This is a genomic window from Acidovorax sp. 107 (genome assembly GCF_003058055.1).
GTDB lineage: Bacteria > Pseudomonadota > Gammaproteobacteria > Burkholderiales > Burkholderiaceae_C > Acidovorax.
The window spans coordinates 4,140,620-4,156,331 of sequence record NZ_QBTZ01000001.1; the positions used below are offsets into that span (position 1 = coordinate 4,140,620).

At 62.3% G+C, this 15,712-nt stretch carries 15 protein-coding genes and 1 pseudogene; 10 read left to right on the plus strand and 6 right to left on the minus strand.

Annotation, left to right across the window (positions count from 1 at the left end; genetic code table 11):
* Positions 1-4 precede the first annotated feature (4 nt).
* Positions 5-868 carry a lysophospholipid acyltransferase family protein gene (locus C8C99_RS19265; protein ID WP_056640946.1) on the plus strand — a complete coding sequence of 288 codons (864 nt, stop codon included), beginning with the start codon at positions 5-7 and terminating at the stop codon, positions 866-868.
* 5 nt (positions 869-873) lie between these two features.
* A complete protein-coding gene (locus C8C99_RS19270) occupies positions 874-1,746 on the plus strand; it encodes a lysophospholipid acyltransferase family protein (protein WP_056641746.1) in 873 nt (290 codons plus the stop codon).
* 48 nt (positions 1,747-1,794) lie between these two features.
* Here the strand turns inward: C8C99_RS19270 and C8C99_RS19275 are convergent, their stop codons facing one another.
* Both C8C99_RS19275 and yihA read right to left on the minus strand, forming a co-directional pair.
* Complete coding sequence (locus C8C99_RS19275) at positions 1,795-2,703, minus strand: alpha/beta fold hydrolase (RefSeq protein WP_108626601.1); 909 nt, start codon at positions 2,701-2,703, stop codon at positions 1,795-1,797.
* Positions 2,704-2,753: 50 nt separating this feature from the next.
* Entirely contained in the window at positions 2,754-3,509 is a 756-nt protein-coding gene (gene yihA / locus C8C99_RS19280) for a ribosome biogenesis GTP-binding protein YihA/YsxC (RefSeq protein ID WP_056640953.1), read from the minus strand.
* A gap of 72 nt (positions 3,510-3,581) precedes the next feature.
* Here yihA and C8C99_RS19285 point away from each other — a divergent pair, with 72 nt between their 5' ends.
* From C8C99_RS19285 to C8C99_RS19305, 5 genes are all read left to right on the plus strand, one after another.
* The gene (locus tag C8C99_RS19285; RefSeq protein ID WP_056640955.1) at positions 3,582-4,211 is read left to right on the plus strand and encodes a cytochrome c; all 630 of its coding nucleotides are present in this window, start codon (positions 3,582-3,584) and stop codon (positions 4,209-4,211) included.
* Between the two features lie 138 nt (positions 4,212-4,349).
* Positions 4,350-6,503, plus strand: coding sequence for a cytochrome c biogenesis protein ResB (locus C8C99_RS19290; RefSeq protein ID WP_056640957.1), 2,154 nt, complete (start codon positions 4,350-4,352; stop codon positions 6,501-6,503).
* Entirely contained in the window at positions 6,500-7,849 is a 1,350-nt protein-coding gene (ccsB, locus tag C8C99_RS19295; protein WP_056640959.1) for a c-type cytochrome biogenesis protein CcsB, read from the plus strand. The genes C8C99_RS19290 and ccsB overlap by 4 nt, the downstream gene beginning before the upstream one ends.
* 170 nt (positions 7,850-8,019) lie before the next feature.
* Entirely contained in the window at positions 8,020-9,024 is a 1,005-nt protein-coding gene (gene msrP, locus C8C99_RS19300; protein ID WP_108626602.1) for a protein-methionine-sulfoxide reductase catalytic subunit MsrP, read from the plus strand.
* Between the two features lie 60 nt (positions 9,025-9,084).
* A complete protein-coding gene (locus C8C99_RS19305) occupies positions 9,085-9,735 on the plus strand; it encodes a sulfite oxidase heme-binding subunit YedZ (protein ID WP_056640964.1) in 651 nt (216 codons plus the stop codon).
* Positions 9,736-9,807: 72 nt separating this feature from the next.
* Here the strand turns inward: C8C99_RS19305 and C8C99_RS19310 are convergent, their stop codons facing one another.
* From C8C99_RS19310 to C8C99_RS24450, 3 genes and pseudogenes are all read right to left on the minus strand, one after another.
* Positions 9,808-10,635 carry an MBL fold metallo-hydrolase gene (locus tag C8C99_RS19310; protein ID WP_056641750.1) on the minus strand — a complete coding sequence of 276 codons (828 nt, stop codon included), beginning with the start codon at positions 10,633-10,635 and terminating at the stop codon, positions 9,808-9,810.
* A 114-nt stretch (positions 10,636-10,749) separates the two neighbouring features.
* On the minus strand, positions 10,750-10,872 hold the full coding sequence (locus C8C99_RS24445; RefSeq protein ID WP_369867780.1) for a hypothetical protein: 123 nt from the start codon (positions 10,870-10,872) through the stop codon (positions 10,750-10,752).
* Positions 10,873-10,890: 18 nt separating this feature from the next.
* A pseudogene (locus C8C99_RS24450) lies at positions 10,891-10,959 on the minus strand (hypothetical protein); the annotation flags it as partial.
* A gap of 12 nt (positions 10,960-10,971) precedes the next feature.
* Here C8C99_RS24450 and cyaY point away from each other — a divergent pair.
* Positions 10,972-11,301 carry an iron donor protein CyaY gene (gene cyaY, locus C8C99_RS19320; RefSeq protein WP_108626604.1) on the plus strand — a complete coding sequence of 110 codons (330 nt, stop codon included), beginning with the start codon at positions 10,972-10,974 and terminating at the stop codon, positions 11,299-11,301.
* Positions 11,302-11,353: 52 nt separating this feature from the next.
* On the opposite strand, the gene C8C99_RS19325 is transcribed toward cyaY, so the two are convergent.
* Positions 11,354-13,747 (minus strand): penicillin-binding protein 1A, encoded by a 2,394-nt coding sequence (locus C8C99_RS19325; RefSeq protein ID WP_108626605.1) that lies wholly within the window; start codon positions 13,745-13,747, stop codon positions 11,354-11,356.
* A 268-nt stretch (positions 13,748-14,015) separates the two neighbouring features.
* On the opposite strand from C8C99_RS19325, the gene C8C99_RS19330 reads away from it, so the two are divergent.
* Together C8C99_RS19330 and C8C99_RS19335 are read left to right on the plus strand one after the other, a co-directional pair.
* Positions 14,016-15,095 carry a pilus assembly protein PilM gene (locus C8C99_RS19330; protein WP_056640973.1) on the plus strand — a complete coding sequence of 360 codons (1,080 nt, stop codon included), beginning with the start codon at positions 14,016-14,018 and terminating at the stop codon, positions 15,093-15,095.
* Positions 15,092-15,712, plus strand: coding sequence for a PilN domain-containing protein (locus tag C8C99_RS19335; RefSeq protein WP_056640975.1), 621 nt, complete (start codon positions 15,092-15,094; stop codon positions 15,710-15,712). Before C8C99_RS19330 ends, C8C99_RS19335 begins: the two co-directional genes overlap by 4 nt.

Below are 15,712 nucleotides of genomic sequence, written 5' to 3' on the forward strand. Positions count from 1 at the left end.
TTTAATGCCAGTCGTCTTTCGATTCTTTTCCGTATTTCCACTGTGGTTGCTCCACGTCATGGGCGCGGCCATGGGCTGGGTGGCGTTTGTGGCATCGCCCACGTACCGGCGCCGGTTCCTCGCCAACTCGGCACTGGCGGGGTATGCGTTTGGCGATGTGCGTGCTGCCGTGGCCCACGCGGGGCGCATGGTGGCCGAGCTGCCGCGCCTGTGGCTGGGCGCCACCATGCCCTGCACCCTTGCGGGCGAAGCCTGCGTGGAGCGGGCCTATGCCGCGGGCCGCGGCATCGTGTTTCTCACCCCGCACCAGGGGTGCTTTGAGCTGTCGGCCCAGGCCGCTGCGCGGCGCTGGAGTGCGGAGCGTGGCCCCATCACGGTGCTGTACCGCCCCGCGCGCCAGGCCTGGCTGGCCAAGGTGATGGAAACCGCCCGCAACCGCCCCGGCATGCTGGCCGTGCCCACCACGCTGGCGGGGGTGCGCCAGATGATCAAGGCCTTGCGCCGGGGCGAGGCCGTGGGCCTGCTGCCCGACCAGGTGCCGCCCGAAGGCCAGGGCCAGTGGTCGCCCTTTTTTGGACGGGACGCCTACACCATGACCCTGGCCGTGCGCCTGGCGCAGCAGACCGGTGCGGCCGTGGTGCTGGCGCGTTGCGAGCGGCTGCCCTGGGGGCGTGGCTACGTCACGCATTTCGAGCCCTTGGCCCGGCCGCTGTCCGACCAGATGGACCAGGCTGTGCTGCAGATCAACCAGGCCATGGAACACCTCATTCGCCAATGCCCCGAGCAATACTTGTGGGGCTATGGCCGCTACAAGCAGCCGCGCGGCGAGGCTTCTCCTGCCGAACCTGCAGCAGGGGGCGCGGCATGAAGGGCCTGACAGGGCGTCTGGGCGTGGGGTTCATGCGGGTGCTGGCGCTGCTGCCGCTGCCGGTGTTGCGCGGCATGGGCTGGCTGCTGGGGCAGGCGGCGTTCGTGCTGGTGGCGCCCCGGCGTCGGGTGGCGTTGCGCAATCTGGCCCTGTGCTTCCCCGACTGGACCGAAGCGCGCCGCCGCGCCGTGGCGCGGGCCAGCTTTGTGGCGTTCTGCCAGACCTGGCTGGACCGCAGCTGGCTCTGGGCCGCGCCGCGTTCGGTGGTGGAGCAGCGTGTGCGCCTGACGGGCGCGGTGCACGAGCTGGAAGGCGACACGCCCACCATTCTGTTTGCGCCGCACTTCTACGGCATGGACGCGGGGGGGCTGGCCTTGCCGCTGCGCAGCAGCCGTGCGTTCACCTCCATCTTTGCCACCCACCCCGACCCGGCGGTGGATGCTTGGTTCATGGCGGGGCGCCAGCGGTTTGGCGATGTGCGCATGCTCAACCGTTCGGACGGCGTCAAACCCATCATCGCCAGCCTGCGCAAGGGCGGGCTGCTGTACCTGCTGCCCGACATGGACTACGGCCGCAACGATTCGGTGTTTGTACCGTTCTACGGCGTGACGGCGGCCACCATTCCGTCGCTGTCGCGGTTTGCGCGGCTGGGCCGGGCCAAGGTGGTGGGCGTGTATTCGCGCATGACGCCCACCGGGTACGTGGCCGAAGTCTCGCCGGCCTGGGCCAACTACCCCACTGACGATGCGGAGGCCGATACGGCCCGCATGAACCGTGAACTGCAGGCCGTGATCGACACCATGCCCGAGCAGTACTACTGGGTGCACAAGCGATTCAAGACCCGCCCGGAGGGCGAGCCCTCGGTGTATTCACGCTGAAATCTCAGGGAAAATGGCCTGAAGCGCTAGTACATCATGCGTTGATAGCTATTGTTTGGATAGCAAAAATCGCCGCAGTTCCATGGCCACGCGCTCGGGGTGCTCGTGCACGACCCAGTGTGATGCCTGCTCCACCTGCTGCACCTGCAACCGGGGAATCCAGCCGGGCAGGCCGTCGAGCAGGCCGGGCAGCAGGGCAGGGTCGTCCATGCCCCACACCACCAGCGTGGGCACGTCCACCGTCAACATCGATTCGGGCAGGGTGATGGCCTGGGCACCCGGGTCGCCCTCGCGCGGCGGGCGGATGGGGCTGGCGCGGTAGTAGTTGCAGGCACCCTGCAAGCCCTGCTGCCACAGGCCGCGGTACTGGGCGCGCACCTCATCGGTCAGCCATGCGGGCGCGCTGCCGTCCGGGGCGTTGAAAAAGGCGAACAGGCGGCGGAAGTCGTCTTCGGCCAGCAGGGCCTCGGCATCGGGCCTACACAAGAAGTGCATGTACTGGCTGCCGGCCTGCTGGGCGGCGTTGTGTGACAGCTCGCGCACAAACGCGCCGGGGTGGGGTGAGTTGATGATGGCCAGGCGCTTCATCAGCTGGGGCTGCTGGTTGGCCAGGTTCCACGCCACGGCGCCGCCCCAGTCATGCGCAATCAGGCATTCCAGCGCGCTGCCAGGGCATTCGTGGGTAATCAGTGCCACCAGGTCCTGCACCAGGTGCTTGGCGCGGTACGCGTCCACCGCCTGTGGGCTGCTGGACGGGCCAAACCCGCGCAGGTAAGTTGCCACACAACGATAGCCGCCGTTTTCGGGGCGGGCAAAGTGCAGCAGCAGTTCGTCCCAGATGAAGGCTCCCTCGGGGAACCCGTGCAGAAACAACAGCACGGGGCGCCCGGGGATGCCGCTCACGCGGCAGTGCAGGGTGATTCCGTGGGGGAGGTCAACAGGGCAATCTTGGATCATGGCGCTATGCATTTTGTAGCTGCGAGCGCATGAAAAGATTGCGCTTGCGGCTAGTTGGACTCGGATTCGCCGGTGGACGACGGCTGGGCGGGGCTGACGCTGTCCGCAGCGGCAGAGGGCTCTTCGGAGAGGGGCTTCACCGGGTGCGCCCACTGCCACAGCAGCTGGGCCACTTCATCCACCCCTTGCTTCTTGAGGGCGGAAAACATCTTCACCTCGCCGCCACCGGCGTGCAGTCGCGTAATCGACAGCACCTTGGCCTGTTCGGCGCGCGTGAGCTTGTCGGCCTTGGTCAGCACGATGAGGAACTTAAGGCCTTCTTCCACGCGAGGGCGCACCACTTCGAGCAGGGCTTCGTCCAGCTCGGTCAGACCCAGGCGCGGATCGCACAGCAGCACGATGCCGGTCAGGCCGGGCCGGCTGACGAGGTAGTTAACCATCACCTGCTGCCAGCGCACCTTGTCCGAGCGCGACACGGCGGCGTAGCCATAGCCGGGCAGGTCGGCCAGCACGGCGTCCATCACCCCTTGTTTGCCCAGCGAGAACAGGTTGATGTGCTGGGTGCGCCCTGGCTTTTTGGACGCAAACGCCAGCTGCTTTTGCTGGGTGAGGGTGTTGATGCAGGTGGATTTGCCCGCATTGGAGCGGCCCACGAAGGCGATTTCGGGCACGTCGATGGGCGGCAGGTGGTGCAGTTGCGCCGCCGTGGTGAGGAACCTGGCAGTGTGCATCCAGCCCATGGCGATTTTGGCGTCGGGTGCGGGCGGGAGAGAGCCAGCAACTGGCGCAGAGGGGGGTGTCGTCATGGGGAGTTGGGAGAGAAAGAACCGTCATTGTAGAATCGCGAGGTTTTGCGCACATAAACACACACCCTCGATATGAAGTTGCTCGCCTCATTGCTGACGGCTGCCGCACTGGCAGCACCTGTTTTCTCGGCCTTTGCAGCGGGTGATGCACCCAAAGCGGCCAAGCCGGATCTCGTCAAGGGCGAGGCCAGCTTCACTGCTGTGTGTGCGGCCTGCCACGGCGCAGACGGCAACTCCGCCATTGCGGCCAACCCCAAGCTGTCCCAGCAACACCCCGAATATCTGATCAAGCAGCTGCAGGAATTCAAGTCCGGCAAGCGCAACAACGCGATCATGAAGGGCTTTGCCACGGCGCTGTCGGATGACGACATGCGCAACGTCGCTTACTGGCTCACCTCCAAGCCCGCCAAGGCCGGCTTTGCCAAGGACAAGGATCTGGTCGCCATGGGCGAGCGCATCTACCGCGGTGGCGTCCCGGACCGCCAGATTGCCGCCTGTGCTGGCTGCCACAGCCCCAACGGCGCCGGCATTCCCGCGCAGTACCCCCGCCTGTCCGGCCAGCACGCCGACTACACGGTGTCGCAGCTGAACACGTTCCGCGACGGCTCGCGTGCCAACAGCATCCAGATGACCCAGGTGGCGGCCAAGCTCAACGACAAGGAAATCAAGGCCGTGGCGGATTACATCGCCGGCCTGCGTTGATTGATCTTTGTCATAGTCCGGCCTGTTTGACCGGGCCGCACGGAACCTACCGCCAATAACAACCCCAAAAAGGGCGGGTCCATCACAGCGATGGTCCCGCCCTTTTTCTTTCGCGCTTTGCAGACACTGCCTCCTCCCATGTCCGACAACACCCAGGGCCTTCGCATGAAGTCCGGCTCCCAGGCCCTGCGTGCCGGGGTCGAACTGCTGTCTTCCATGCGGTTCGCCATCTCGCTGCTGACGGTGATCTGTATCGCCTCGGTGATTGGCACGGTGCTCAAGCAGCACGAACCGGCCACCAATTACGTCAACCAGTTTGGTCCGTTCTGGGCCGAGTTGTTCGGCGCGATCCAGCTCAATGCGGTATACAGCGCCTGGTGGTTTCTGCTGATCCTGGCATTCCTGGTGATCAGCACCTCGCTGTGCATTGCCCGCAACACCCCCAAGATCCTGGTGGACCTCAAGGCTTACAAGGAAAACATCCGCGAGCAAAGCCTCAAGGCGTTTCACCACAAGGCACAGGCCGACTTGCCGGAATCGGCCGAGGCCGAGGCGCGCCGCATCGGCACGCTGCTGGCCGGCGGTGGCTGGAAGGTGCGCCTGCAGCAGCGCGACACGGCCGCAGGGCCTGGGACGGGCTGGATGGTGGCGGCCAAGGCAGGCGCTGCCAACAAGATCGGCTACATCGCAGCGCACAGCGCCATCGTGCTGGTGTGCGTGGGCGGTTTGCTGGATGGCGACCTTATCGTGCGCGCGCAGATGCTGTTGGGCGGCAAGTCGGTCTATAACGGCGGCGGGTTGATCGCCGATGTGAAACCCGAGCACCGCCTGTCCGAGCGCAACCCCACCTTCCGGGGCAATCTGCTGGTGGCCGAGGGCACGCAGTCGAGCACCGCGATCCTGAGCCAGTCTGACGGCGTGCTGCTGCAGGACCTGCCGTTTGCGATCGAGCTCAAGAAGTTCATCGTGGAGCACTACTCCACGGGCATGCCCAAGCTGTTTGCCAGCGAGATCATCATCCACGACAAGGCCACGGGCGAGAAGACGCCCGCCCGCGTCGAGGTGAACCACCCGGCCAGCTACAAGGGCATCGAGATCTACCAGTCCAGCTTTGATGACGGTGGCTCGCACCTCAAGCTGCGCGCCGTGCCCATGGTGGCAGGGGCCAAGCCTTTCGACGTGGAGGGTGTGGTCGGCAACTCCACCCAGCTCACCAACCAAGGTGGCGGCCCTGGCAGCGACACGCTGACGCTGGAGTTCACGGCCCTGCGCACCATCAATGTGGAAAACTTTGGCGGCGCGGGCCCTGGCGGCAGCGGCGCAGACGTGCGCAAGGTGGATCTGCGTGAGTCGGTGGAGTCGCGCCTGGGCGCTGCCAACAAGACCGTCACCAAAAAGGAACTGCGCAACGTGGGCCCCAGCGTGAGCTACAAGCTGCGCGACGCCGCCGGCCAGGCCCGCGAGTTCCACAACTACATGCTGCCAGTGGATACGGGCGACGGCGTGCCTGTGTTCCTGCTCGGCGTGCGCGAGTCCCCGGCGGAGCCCTTCCGGTACCTGCGTGTGCCGGCGGACGATAAGGGCAGCACGGACGGCTTCATGCGCATGAAGGCCGCCCTGGCCGACCCCCAAGCCCGGGAGCAGGCGGTGCGCCGCTATGTGTCGCAGGCCATGGATGCCTCGCGCCCAGAGCTGGCCGAACAACTGCAGCAGTCTGCCGTGCGTGCATTGGCGCTGTTCGCGGGCAAGGGCATGGTCGATGGCAAGCCCACGGGCGGGCTGCAGGCGGTGTCGGACTTCATGGAGGCCAACGTGCCCGAGGCCGAGCGTGCGCGTGCGGGCGAGGTGCTGGTGCGTATCCTGAACGGCTCGCTGTTTGAGCTGGCCCAGCTGTCCCGCCAGCGTGCGGGGCTGCCGCCCTTGCCGCAGGACGAGCAGACCCGGGGTTTCATGACGCAGGCCGTGCTCTCGCTCAGTGACGCGCAGATCTACCCCGCGCCCATGGCGTTTGAGCTCAAGGACTTCACCCAGGTGCAGGCCAGCGTGTTCCAGGTGGCACGAGCCCCTGGCAAGAATGTTGTCTATCTGGGTTGCGCCTTGCTGATCCTGGGCGTTTTTGCCATGCTCTACGTGCGCGAGCGACGCGTGTGGGTCTGGGTGGCACCTCAGGACGGCCGCACACAAGCCACCATGGCGTTGTCCACCAACCGCAAGACCATGGACGGCGACCGGGAGTTTGTCCAGCTCGCACAAAAACTGATCGGGGCGTCGCCCCGCGAAGGCACCGCATGAACACCGCGACTTCTTCCTCGACCGCTACCACGATCACCTTGAACGAGGGGTTCTTCTCCCGTCGCAACTGGCTGGACTGGTTGTTTGCTGCCATCGTGGCTGTGGGCGGCTTGTATGCATTGCAGCGCTATGGCGCCTACATGGATGTCTATGAAAAAGGCATTCTGCTGAGTGCCATTCCGTGCACGGTCTGGCTGGGGTGGTTCTGGCGCCCGTTGCGAGTGCTGATGCTGGTGGTGGCGGCCGTGGCGCTCATGGCCATCGGTCTGTACCAGCAGGACGGGGCGGGCAGCCTGGCCCGGGCGGACACGGTGTTTGGCCTCAAGTATTTCCTCTCCAGCCAGTCGGCCATCCTGTGGATGAGCATGCTGTTTTTCATCAGCACCGCGTTCTACTGGATCGGCATGTTCTCCCGCGGCGAAGGCCAGACCATGAGCATGCTGGGCTCGCGCATTGCATGGGTGGCGGTGGCCATGGCGCTCATCGGCACGCTGGTGCGCTGGTACGAAAGCTACCTCATCGGCCCGGACATTGGCCACATCCCGGTCAGCAACCTCTATGAAGTGTTCGTGCTGTTCTGCTGGATGACGGCAGCGTTCTACCTGTACTACGAGCAGCAGTACGGCACGCGGGCCCTGGGCGGCTTTGTGATGCTGGTGGTCAGCGCCGCCGTGGGCTTCCTGCTCTGGTACACCGTGGTGCGCGAGGCACATGAGATCCAGCCGCTGGTCCCTGCGCTCAAGAGCTGGTGGATGAAGCTGCATGTGCCTGCCAACTTCATCGGCTATGGCACGTTTGCCCTGTCGGCCATGGTGGCGTTTGCCTATCTCATCAAGCTCCAGGCCACCGAGACCCGCTGGTACAAGCTGGCCCCGCTGTGGCTGCTGGGCGTGGTGCTGTGTTTCGAGCCCATCGTGTTTCGCCAAGGTGCGACGGAAAATGGTGGCAGCTACTGGATGGTGTACTTCGGTATTTCGGCGTTGATCGTGGCGGGCATCCTGCTGGGGCGCAAGCGCATTGCCGAGCGCCTGCCCTCGTTCGAAATTCTGGACGACGTGATGTACAAGTCCATCGCCGTGGGCTTTGCGTTCTTCACCATCGCCACGGTGCTGGGCGCGCTGTGGGCCGCCGAAGCCTGGGGCGGCTACTGGAGCTGGGACCCGAAGGAAACCTGGGCGCTGATCGTCTGGCTCAATTACGCGGCCTGGCTGCACATGCGGCTCATGAAGGGCCTGCGCGGCACCGTGTCCGCCTGGTGGGCACTGGTCGGTCTGGCGGTGACGACGTTCGCGTTCCTGGGCGTCAACATGTTCCTGAGCGGCCTGCACAGCTACGGCACGCTGTGAGAGGGTGAGGCGGCGGGGCGTACATCCGGGCATCGCGCGTGCGTCGGGCATTCGCAGCTCGACAGCAACTATTGCGTCTTCGGTGTAACCTGAGCGGTCCAGGGAACGAACTAACAGTTGTTCTGCTCTACCGCTGCAGCTGTTCCCTCCCACCATGACCGGAGCCCTCTATGCTGATCCCTGCGCGCGATTCGGGTTTTAACCACCCGCACTCCTCCGAAATCACTCCCCGCTCGGTGTATGAAGACCGCCGCCAGATGCTCAAGCTCATGGCAGGCGGTGCTGCAGGTGCTGCGATGGCGGCCTGGGCAGGCCGTGAGGCGCTGGCGCAGCAGGCTGCTGTTACGCGCCCCGGCAAGCTGGCTCCGCTGGCGGGTGCCAAGTCGGCGGTGGCAGGGGCGGTGTCCATGGAGAAGCTCACCGACTACAAGGACGCGAGCACCTACAACAACTTTTACGAATTCGGTACCGACAAGGCCGACCCCGCCCGCAATGCGCACACCCTCATGACCGCGCCATGGACGGTGGAGGTTGAAGGGCTGGTCAAGAAGCCCGGCAAATACGGCATCGAGGACCTGATCAAGCTCAGCGCTCAGGAAGAACGCATCTACCGACTGCGGTGCGTGGAAGGCTGGTCCATGGTCATCCCCTGGGTGGGCTACTCGCTGGCAGAGCTGATCAAGCGGGTGGAGCCACAAGGCGGCGCCAAGTACGTCGAGTTCGTGACCTTGGCCGACAAGGCCACCATGCCGTTTGTCGGCTCGCGCGTGCTCGACTGGCCCTATGTGGAAGGCCTGCGCATGGATGAAGCCATGCACCCACTGACCTTGCTGGCCTTCGGCATGTACGGTGAAGTGCTGCCCAACCAGAACGGCGCCCCTGTGCGTCTGGTGGTGCCGTGGAAGTACGGCTTCAAGAGCGCCAAGAGCATCGTCAAGATCCGCTTTGTCGAGAAGGAGCCGGGCACGGCCTGGAACAAGGCGGCTCAGCAGGAATACGGGTTTTATTCCAACGTGAACCCCAATGTGGACCACCCGCGCTGGAGCCAGGCGACCGAGCGGCGCATCGGCGAAGACGGCCTGTTTGCCAAGAAGCGCAAGACGCTGATGTTCAACGGCTACGAAGCCCAGGTCGGCCAGCTCTATGCGGGCATGGACCTCAAGAAGTTTTACTGATTGCCCTGGTCTCGTCGCTGTCATGGCGGTGTGCGAGGCAGTGGTGTTCACGGGATAGCGATGCGAAAACTATTGCTCCACCCCGCCGCAAAACCGGTGGTGTTTGTGCTGTGCCTGTTGCCACTGGCGTGGCTTGTCTATGCAGCATTTGCAGACCAATTGGGTGCCAACCCTGCAGAGGCCTTGGTGCGCGCGACCGGTGACTGGACGCTGCGGGCGCTGTGCGTGGTCTTGGCCGTTACGCCGCTGCGTGTCATTGCCTCCACCCCGCAATTGGCGCGGTTTCGGCGCATGCTGGGGCTGTTTGTGTTTTTTTATGGCGTGCTGCACCTGCTGAGCTACAGCTGGTTCGACATGGGTTTCGATGTTCCGGACATCCTGCGCGACATCGCCAAGCGGCCCTTCATCCTGGTGGGCACGCTAGCCCTGGTGCTGCTGGCCGTGTTGGCTGCTACTTCATTCAATCGCGCCATCAAAGCCCTGGGGGGCAAACGCTGGCAGGCGCTGCACCGCACCGTCTACGCAGTGGCCGGGTTGGCCATCCTGCATTTTTTCTGGATGCGTGCTGGCAAGAACAACTTTGGCGAAGTGGCGGTCTACGCCGGCATTCTCTGCGTGCTGCTGGGCTGGCGGCTTTGGCACCGGCTGCGCAAGCGTGCCACCACCTCGGCTGGTGCTGCTGCAAGGCGGTCTGCGGTAGGGGCACCTTGATAAGTGAAGCTATAAAAAATATAGCTGATGGCGTATGTAAATCATGCGCTATCAGCTGATTTGGCTTGATTTTTAGCTGTTGACCGCCCGGAGTGCAGGACGCATCTGTCGGGTTACAGGGTCGATGTATGCGCTGGGAATCTGGTAGGCGCGGTCATCGAACAGGTCGATGCCACACATCAGGTTCTCGATCCATTCAAAGAAGTCGTTGATGGCTTCCTTGCCCATGATGGGTGCGCCATGCTGAGGGACCAGCATGGCAATGTCTAGCTGCCGCACCATGCGCACCCACAGGCGCAGGATCTTGTTGGACACCATGTAGCGGCGGTGAAAACCTTCCATGCGCGGGATGTGCGCCTTGAGGTCGGTCACCGGCACGCGGGCCTCGGCCCCCGACATCATGGATACGCCCAGATCGCCCGTGAACAGGATGCGGCTGACCGGATCGTAGAAGTGGAAGTTGCCTTCGGAGTGCATGAAGTGCGCGGGCAGCAGCACCAGTTCATGGCGGCCCAGGGGCAGGTGGCCGCCGCCGTCCGGCACGCCGATCACGCGGTTTTCCGTCTTGCCGACTTTGGTGAAGTGGGGGGCAAAGCGCTCCCACACGCGGGAAATCACCAGATCGGCCTTGGTGCTGGTCATCCAGCGGTCCAGCGAAGCAATGATGTCTGGGTCCGCGTGTGAGGCGATCAAGTACGACAGCTTGTGCGGCGGAAAGTGCTTGGTCATGCCCATGAACAACTCGTTGAACGCGAGATTGCCGCCCGGATCGATGATGGCGCCCGTGTCATCGTCCACGATCAGGAACTGATTGGCCTGCACGGCCAGGCCGTCCTCCTCGATGAGGTCGGTGAACATCAGGCAAGCATGATTTTTGTCGCGGTAGAGTTCCAGGGCCATGGCCATCCTGCGGTGCAATAAAGCGCAGACTGTACGAGTACCCCTATGGGTGATGCTTGATAGAAATCAAGCGAAGCCGCATTGCGCGGCTTTCGGGCGCTGGCGGTTGAATTGTCAGCGGGGCTGGGAGGCGCTGGGGGCGGGCGCGGGCACGCCGGTGGTGGCGTCCTTGCCTGGTGTGAGTGTCTGCGGCAGCGTGGCGCGCTGCCCCGCAGCAGGGCCGGTCGGCAGATACAACGGCCCCCGCTGACCGCAGCCGAGGAGGGCCGCCGCACTGGCAGCAAGGACAAATGTCCTGACTAGAATTTGGGGAGCTTTCAACATGCGCAAATTGTAATGACCGACCTCGAATTCATGGACCACGCCGAACAACTGCTGCTTGCCGTCGAGCGCAGCTGTGATCGCATCAACGACACTTCGGATGCCGACGTGGACAGCCAGCGCTCGGGAGGCATGGTGACTTTGACGTTCCCTAACCGTAGTCAGATCGTGATCAATCTGCAAAAGCCGCTTCACGAGGTGTGGATGGCTGCCCGGTCTGGCGGCTATCACTATCGTTTCGATGGCAGCCACTGGCAGGACACCAAGGGCGCAGGTGAATTTTTTGCCTGCCTCACGCGCGATGCTTCGCAGCAGTCCGGGATGTCGCTGCAGTTTGCCGCCTGACATCCTCCGCACTCGCCCACGCCAGAGGGGGCTCGGCGGAGTATGCAAGGGATCAGTTGCGAAACAGGTCCAAGATGCGGCTGCGCTCTTCGGAGGGCGGCGGTGCTTTAGGGGCCACAGCAGATGATGCAGAGCGATCCTCTACACCCACGCTGGAGACGCCCGCATTGCGCGCATATTCCTCGTAGAACCATTCGCCGCCAACATTGATCACGCCCGGTGGCACGGTAGGCTCCATGACAGGTACGCCCTTAAGAGCGCGCTCCATGAAGCTGATCCACACCGGAAGGCTGAGGCCCCCACCAGTTTCCCGACTGCCCAGATTACGCGGGGTGTCGTATCCGATCCAGGTGACGGCCGCGATGGTGGGCTGGAACCCGGCGAACCAGGCGTCCACCGAATCGTTGGTGGTACCGGTTTTGCCATAAAGGTCCGGGCGTTTGAGGGTGGCTTGGGCCCGAGCTGCGGTACCGGTGCGGGTCACTTCCTGCAACAGGCTGCTCATCACGAACGCGTTGCGCGCGTCGATGGCCCGGGGCTGCTCGCTGAGCGCCGGAGGCGTCATTTCCGAAATAACACGGCCCTTGTGGTCGGTGACCTTGGCGATCAGCCAAGGATTGACGCGGTAGCCGCCATTGGCAAACACGGAGTACGCGGACGCCATTTGCAGGGGCGTGACCGAGCCCGCGCCCAGCGCCATGGTCAGGTAAGCCGGGTGCTTTTCAGGGTCGAATCCGAAGCGTCCCACCCATTCCTGCGCGGTTTTGGGTCCCACGGCCTGCAGGATCCGGATGGAGATCATGTTCTTGGATTTCGCCAAGCCAGTGCGCATGCTCATTGGACCGTCGTACTTGCCGTCGTAGTTTTTAGGCTCCCACGGCTGGCCCCCGGTCACACCCGCGTCGAAGAACAGTGGGGCATCATTGATCACTGTGGCAGGTGTGAAACCTTTTTCAAGCGCGGCCGAATAAATGAATGGCTTGAAACTGGAGCCAGGCTGGCGCCAAGCCTGCGCAGCGTGGTTGAACTTGTTTTTGTCGAAGTCAAAGCCTCCCACCAGCGCGCGGATGGAGCCGTTGCGAGGGTCCAAAGCAACAAATGCGCCTTCCACTTCGGGCAGCTGGGTGATTTCCCAAGCCCCTTTGGGCGTCTTGACCACGCGGATGATGGCACCGCGCCGGATCTTGATGTTGGGCGGTGCCTTGTCGCTGAGGCCCGACTGCACAGGCTTGAGGCCATCGCCGGTGATCTCTAGCGAGTCGCCATTGGCACGGGCGGCGAGGATGCGCTTGGGAGACGCCTCCAGCACCACGGCGGAAAGCAGGTCGCCGTTGTCTGGGTGGTTGGCGAGGGCGTCATCGATAGCGTCCTCCACTTCTTGGGCCGATGTGGGCAACACCACAAACTTCTCAGGCCCTCGGTAATGCTGGCGCCGCTCGTAGTCCATGATCCCGCGTCGCAAGGCGACGTAGGCGGCCTCTTGCTCGGCTGCATTGAGGGTTGTGTAGACGTTGAGGCCGCGCGTGTAGGCCTCATTGCCGTACTGGGCGAAGATCAGTTGGCGGGTCATTTCGGCAACGTACTCGGCGTGGATGCGCGTGTTGTCGGGCCCGGTTCGAATTTTCAGTTCTTCTTTCTTGGCTTGTTCGGCTTGCTGCGCAGTGATGAAGCCGTTTTCTTCCATCCGTTCAATGATGTACTGCTGTCGGGCCCGAGCGCGCTTGGGATTGCTGATCGGGTTGTACGCCGAAGGTGCCTTTGGCAGTCCGGCAAGCATCGCAGCTTCAGCGATGGAAACGGATTTCAGCGGCTTACCAAAATATGCTTCGGATGCTGCCGCAAAACCATAGGCACGGTTGCCAAGGAAAATCTGATTCATGTATATCTCAAGAATCTGGTCCTTGGTCAGCAGGTGCTCTAATTTGAAAGTTAGTAAAATTTCGTAAATCTTGCGAGTAAATGTTTTTTCCGACGAGAGATAAACATTGCGCGCCACCTGCATGGTGATCGTTGAGGCGCCCTGGCTTTTAACTCGCCCTAGATTGGCAAGGCCCGCGCGCAGTACACCCTTGTAGTCCACCCCCCCGTGCTGAAAAAATCGAGAGTCTTCAATCGCCAGCACTGCGTCCTTCATCACTTGCGGAATCTCGTCGATGGGAGTCAGGTTGCGACGCTCTTCACCAAACTCGCCCAGCAAAGCACCCTCGGCGGAGTACACGCGCAGCGGCAACTTGGGACGATAGTCCGCCAGATCCGAAATATCGGGCAGGTTGGGGTAGGCCACCGACAATGCCACTGCAATCGTGAGTGCCAGCCCCAGCGCCGCTGCGGCCGCCAACCCGGTGATCCATGCGGTGATGCGAACCAACCAGCGAAGCCATCCGGGCCGGGTGCGAGCGGGAGAGGTATCCGACTTGTCGGAGGACTTCGAGGGGGAGGGCGGCATATCGCTCCGATGAGGTAAGACCGCGCATTATAAAAATGTCTGCCTCAAGAGGCTGGAAATCCGATTCCGGGCTGGGCAGGTCGCCGCCGAAAGGCTTCGTGTGCCGGTCAGAAGGTATTGCAGTGCATAGAAATTTCGTCTGCTTTTGGCAACGCTCTACGGACGTTACAGGGGGAAAAATCTTTGCTGGAGAACTATCTTACTGATAGCATTCATGTGAAGTGTTAAGTTTTGTTGCCTCATTTTGGCAAGTTACAGGGGACCAATCTTGATCTCAATGGGGTCTTTGTTCAGTCGCCAGTCTGCTCCGCTGCTGGGAATCGACATCAGCTCCTCCAGTGTCAAGCTGGTGGAGTTGGGACGCGATAAGGCAGGTAGTCTGGTCCTAGAGCGTTGCGCGATCGAGCCTTTGGAGAGGGGCTGGATCACCGATGGCAACATCGAAAAATTTGACGAAGTTGCGGACGCATTGCGTCGGCTAGTCAAGAAGAGTGGCACCAGAACCAAAAATGTAGCCTTGGCACTGCCTCCCTCTGCAGTGATTACCAAGAAAATCACCTTGCCTGGTGGCATGACGGAGCAGGAGCTGGAAGTCCAGGTTGAGTCCGAAGCCAATCAGTACATACCTTTTTCACTTGATGAGGTGAGTCTGGATTTCTGCGTCATTGGCCCGAGCAAAAACGCGCCGGGGGATGTGGACGTTCTGATCGCTGCGTCTCGACGCGAAAAAGTGCAGGACAGGCAGGGGCTGGCAGAGGCTGCTGGACTAAAGCCTGTCGTGGTCGACATTGAGTCCCATGCGTCGCGTCTCGCGGCTGGGAGACTCATTGAGGCACTGCCAAACAAAGGCGTGGACGCCATGGTCGCGCTTTTCGAGGTGGGCGCCTTGACGACCAGCATGCAGGTGATTCGTAACGAAGAAGTCCTGTATGACCGCGATCAAGCCTTCGGTGGGGCGCAATTGACCCAGCTGATCGTCCGCCAATACGGTTTTTCTGTGGAAGAAGCCGAGAGTAAAAAACGCAGCGGTGATTTGCCTGAAGACTATCAATCGGCGGTCCTTCGTCCATTTGTAGACAGCATGGCCCAAGAAATTGGCAGGGCTCTGCAATTCTTCTTCACCAGTACGCCGCACAACCGTGTAGATCACATCATGCTGGCCGGCGGTTCGGCGCCGCTGCCGGGGCTGACAGAGGCAGTTACTCAGCAAACCGGTTTTGCATGCAGCGCCGTCAACCCGTTCGACGGCATGGAAATCGGAAGTTCCGTGCGATTGAAAAAAATGGTGCGTGAAGCGCCGTCATATCTGACCTCTTGCGGTCTCGCCATGCGGAGGTTCTTGCAGTGATTCTGATCAACCTATTACCTCACCGCGAGGAGGCACGCAAACGCCGTAAGGAAGCGTTCCAGGCGACGATGTTTGCCTCGCTTCTGCTAGGTCTCGCGATTGCCGGGGCCATTTACTGGTGGTTCCAGATCATGATCACGGATCAGCAGAATAAGAACGCCTTTCTTCAGCAGGAGATCAAGGTGCTGGAAGGGCAAATCAAGGAGATCGCCTCCATTGAAGACGAGATTGCCTCTTTGCGGGCACGCCAGAAGGCGGTGGAAGATCTTCAGTCTGATCGGAACCTGCCCGTCCACTTGCTTACCGAATTGGTCAAGCAGCTTCCCGACGGGGTGTACGTCACGGCAATCAGGCAGGCCGGGCAAACGATCACGATGCAGGGGATGGCTCAGTCCAACGAGCGCGTATCGGAATTGTTGCGTAATTTGGCAAGCAACACTCCATGGTTGGCCAAGCCCGAACTCGTGGAAATTACTGCCAGCACCGTAGCCCTGACCCAGCGAGATCAACGCCGAGTTTCTTCCTTCAATCTGAGGTTCCAACTGGTGCGCGCCAGCGACGCCCAAAAGTCCATAGCTGCTGCAAGTGCTGCCGCTTCTTCGCCTGGAGGTAAGTGA

Coding starts and splice junctions, on each gene's coding strand:
- C8C99_RS19265 (WP_056640946.1), top strand. CDS start 5: ATGCCAGTCGTCTTTCGATTCTTTTCCGTATTTCCACTGTGGTTGCTC.
- C8C99_RS19275 (WP_108626601.1), bottom strand. CDS start 2,703: ATGATCCAAGATTGCCCTGTTGACCTCCCCCACGGAATCACCCTGCAC.
- yihA (WP_056640953.1), bottom strand. CDS start 3,509: ATGACGACACCCCCCTCTGCGCCAGTTGCTGGCTCTCTCCCGCCCGCA.
- C8C99_RS19285 (WP_056640955.1), top strand. CDS start 3,582: ATGAAGTTGCTCGCCTCATTGCTGACGGCTGCCGCACTGGCAGCACCT.
- C8C99_RS19290 (WP_056640957.1), top strand. CDS start 4,350: ATGTCCGACAACACCCAGGGCCTTCGCATGAAGTCCGGCTCCCAGGCC.
- ccsB (WP_056640959.1), top strand. CDS start 6,500: ATGAACACCGCGACTTCTTCCTCGACCGCTACCACGATCACCTTGAAC.
- msrP (WP_108626602.1), top strand. CDS start 8,020: ATGCTGATCCCTGCGCGCGATTCGGGTTTTAACCACCCGCACTCCTCC.
- C8C99_RS19305 (WP_056640964.1), top strand. CDS start 9,085: ATGCGAAAACTATTGCTCCACCCCGCCGCAAAACCGGTGGTGTTTGTG.
- C8C99_RS19310 (WP_056641750.1), bottom strand. CDS start 10,635: ATGGCCCTGGAACTCTACCGCGACAAAAATCATGCTTGCCTGATGTTC.
- cyaY (WP_108626604.1), top strand. CDS start 10,972: ATGACCGACCTCGAATTCATGGACCACGCCGAACAACTGCTGCTTGCC.
- C8C99_RS19325 (WP_108626605.1), bottom strand. CDS start 13,747: ATGCCGCCCTCCCCCTCGAAGTCCTCCGACAAGTCGGATACCTCTCCC.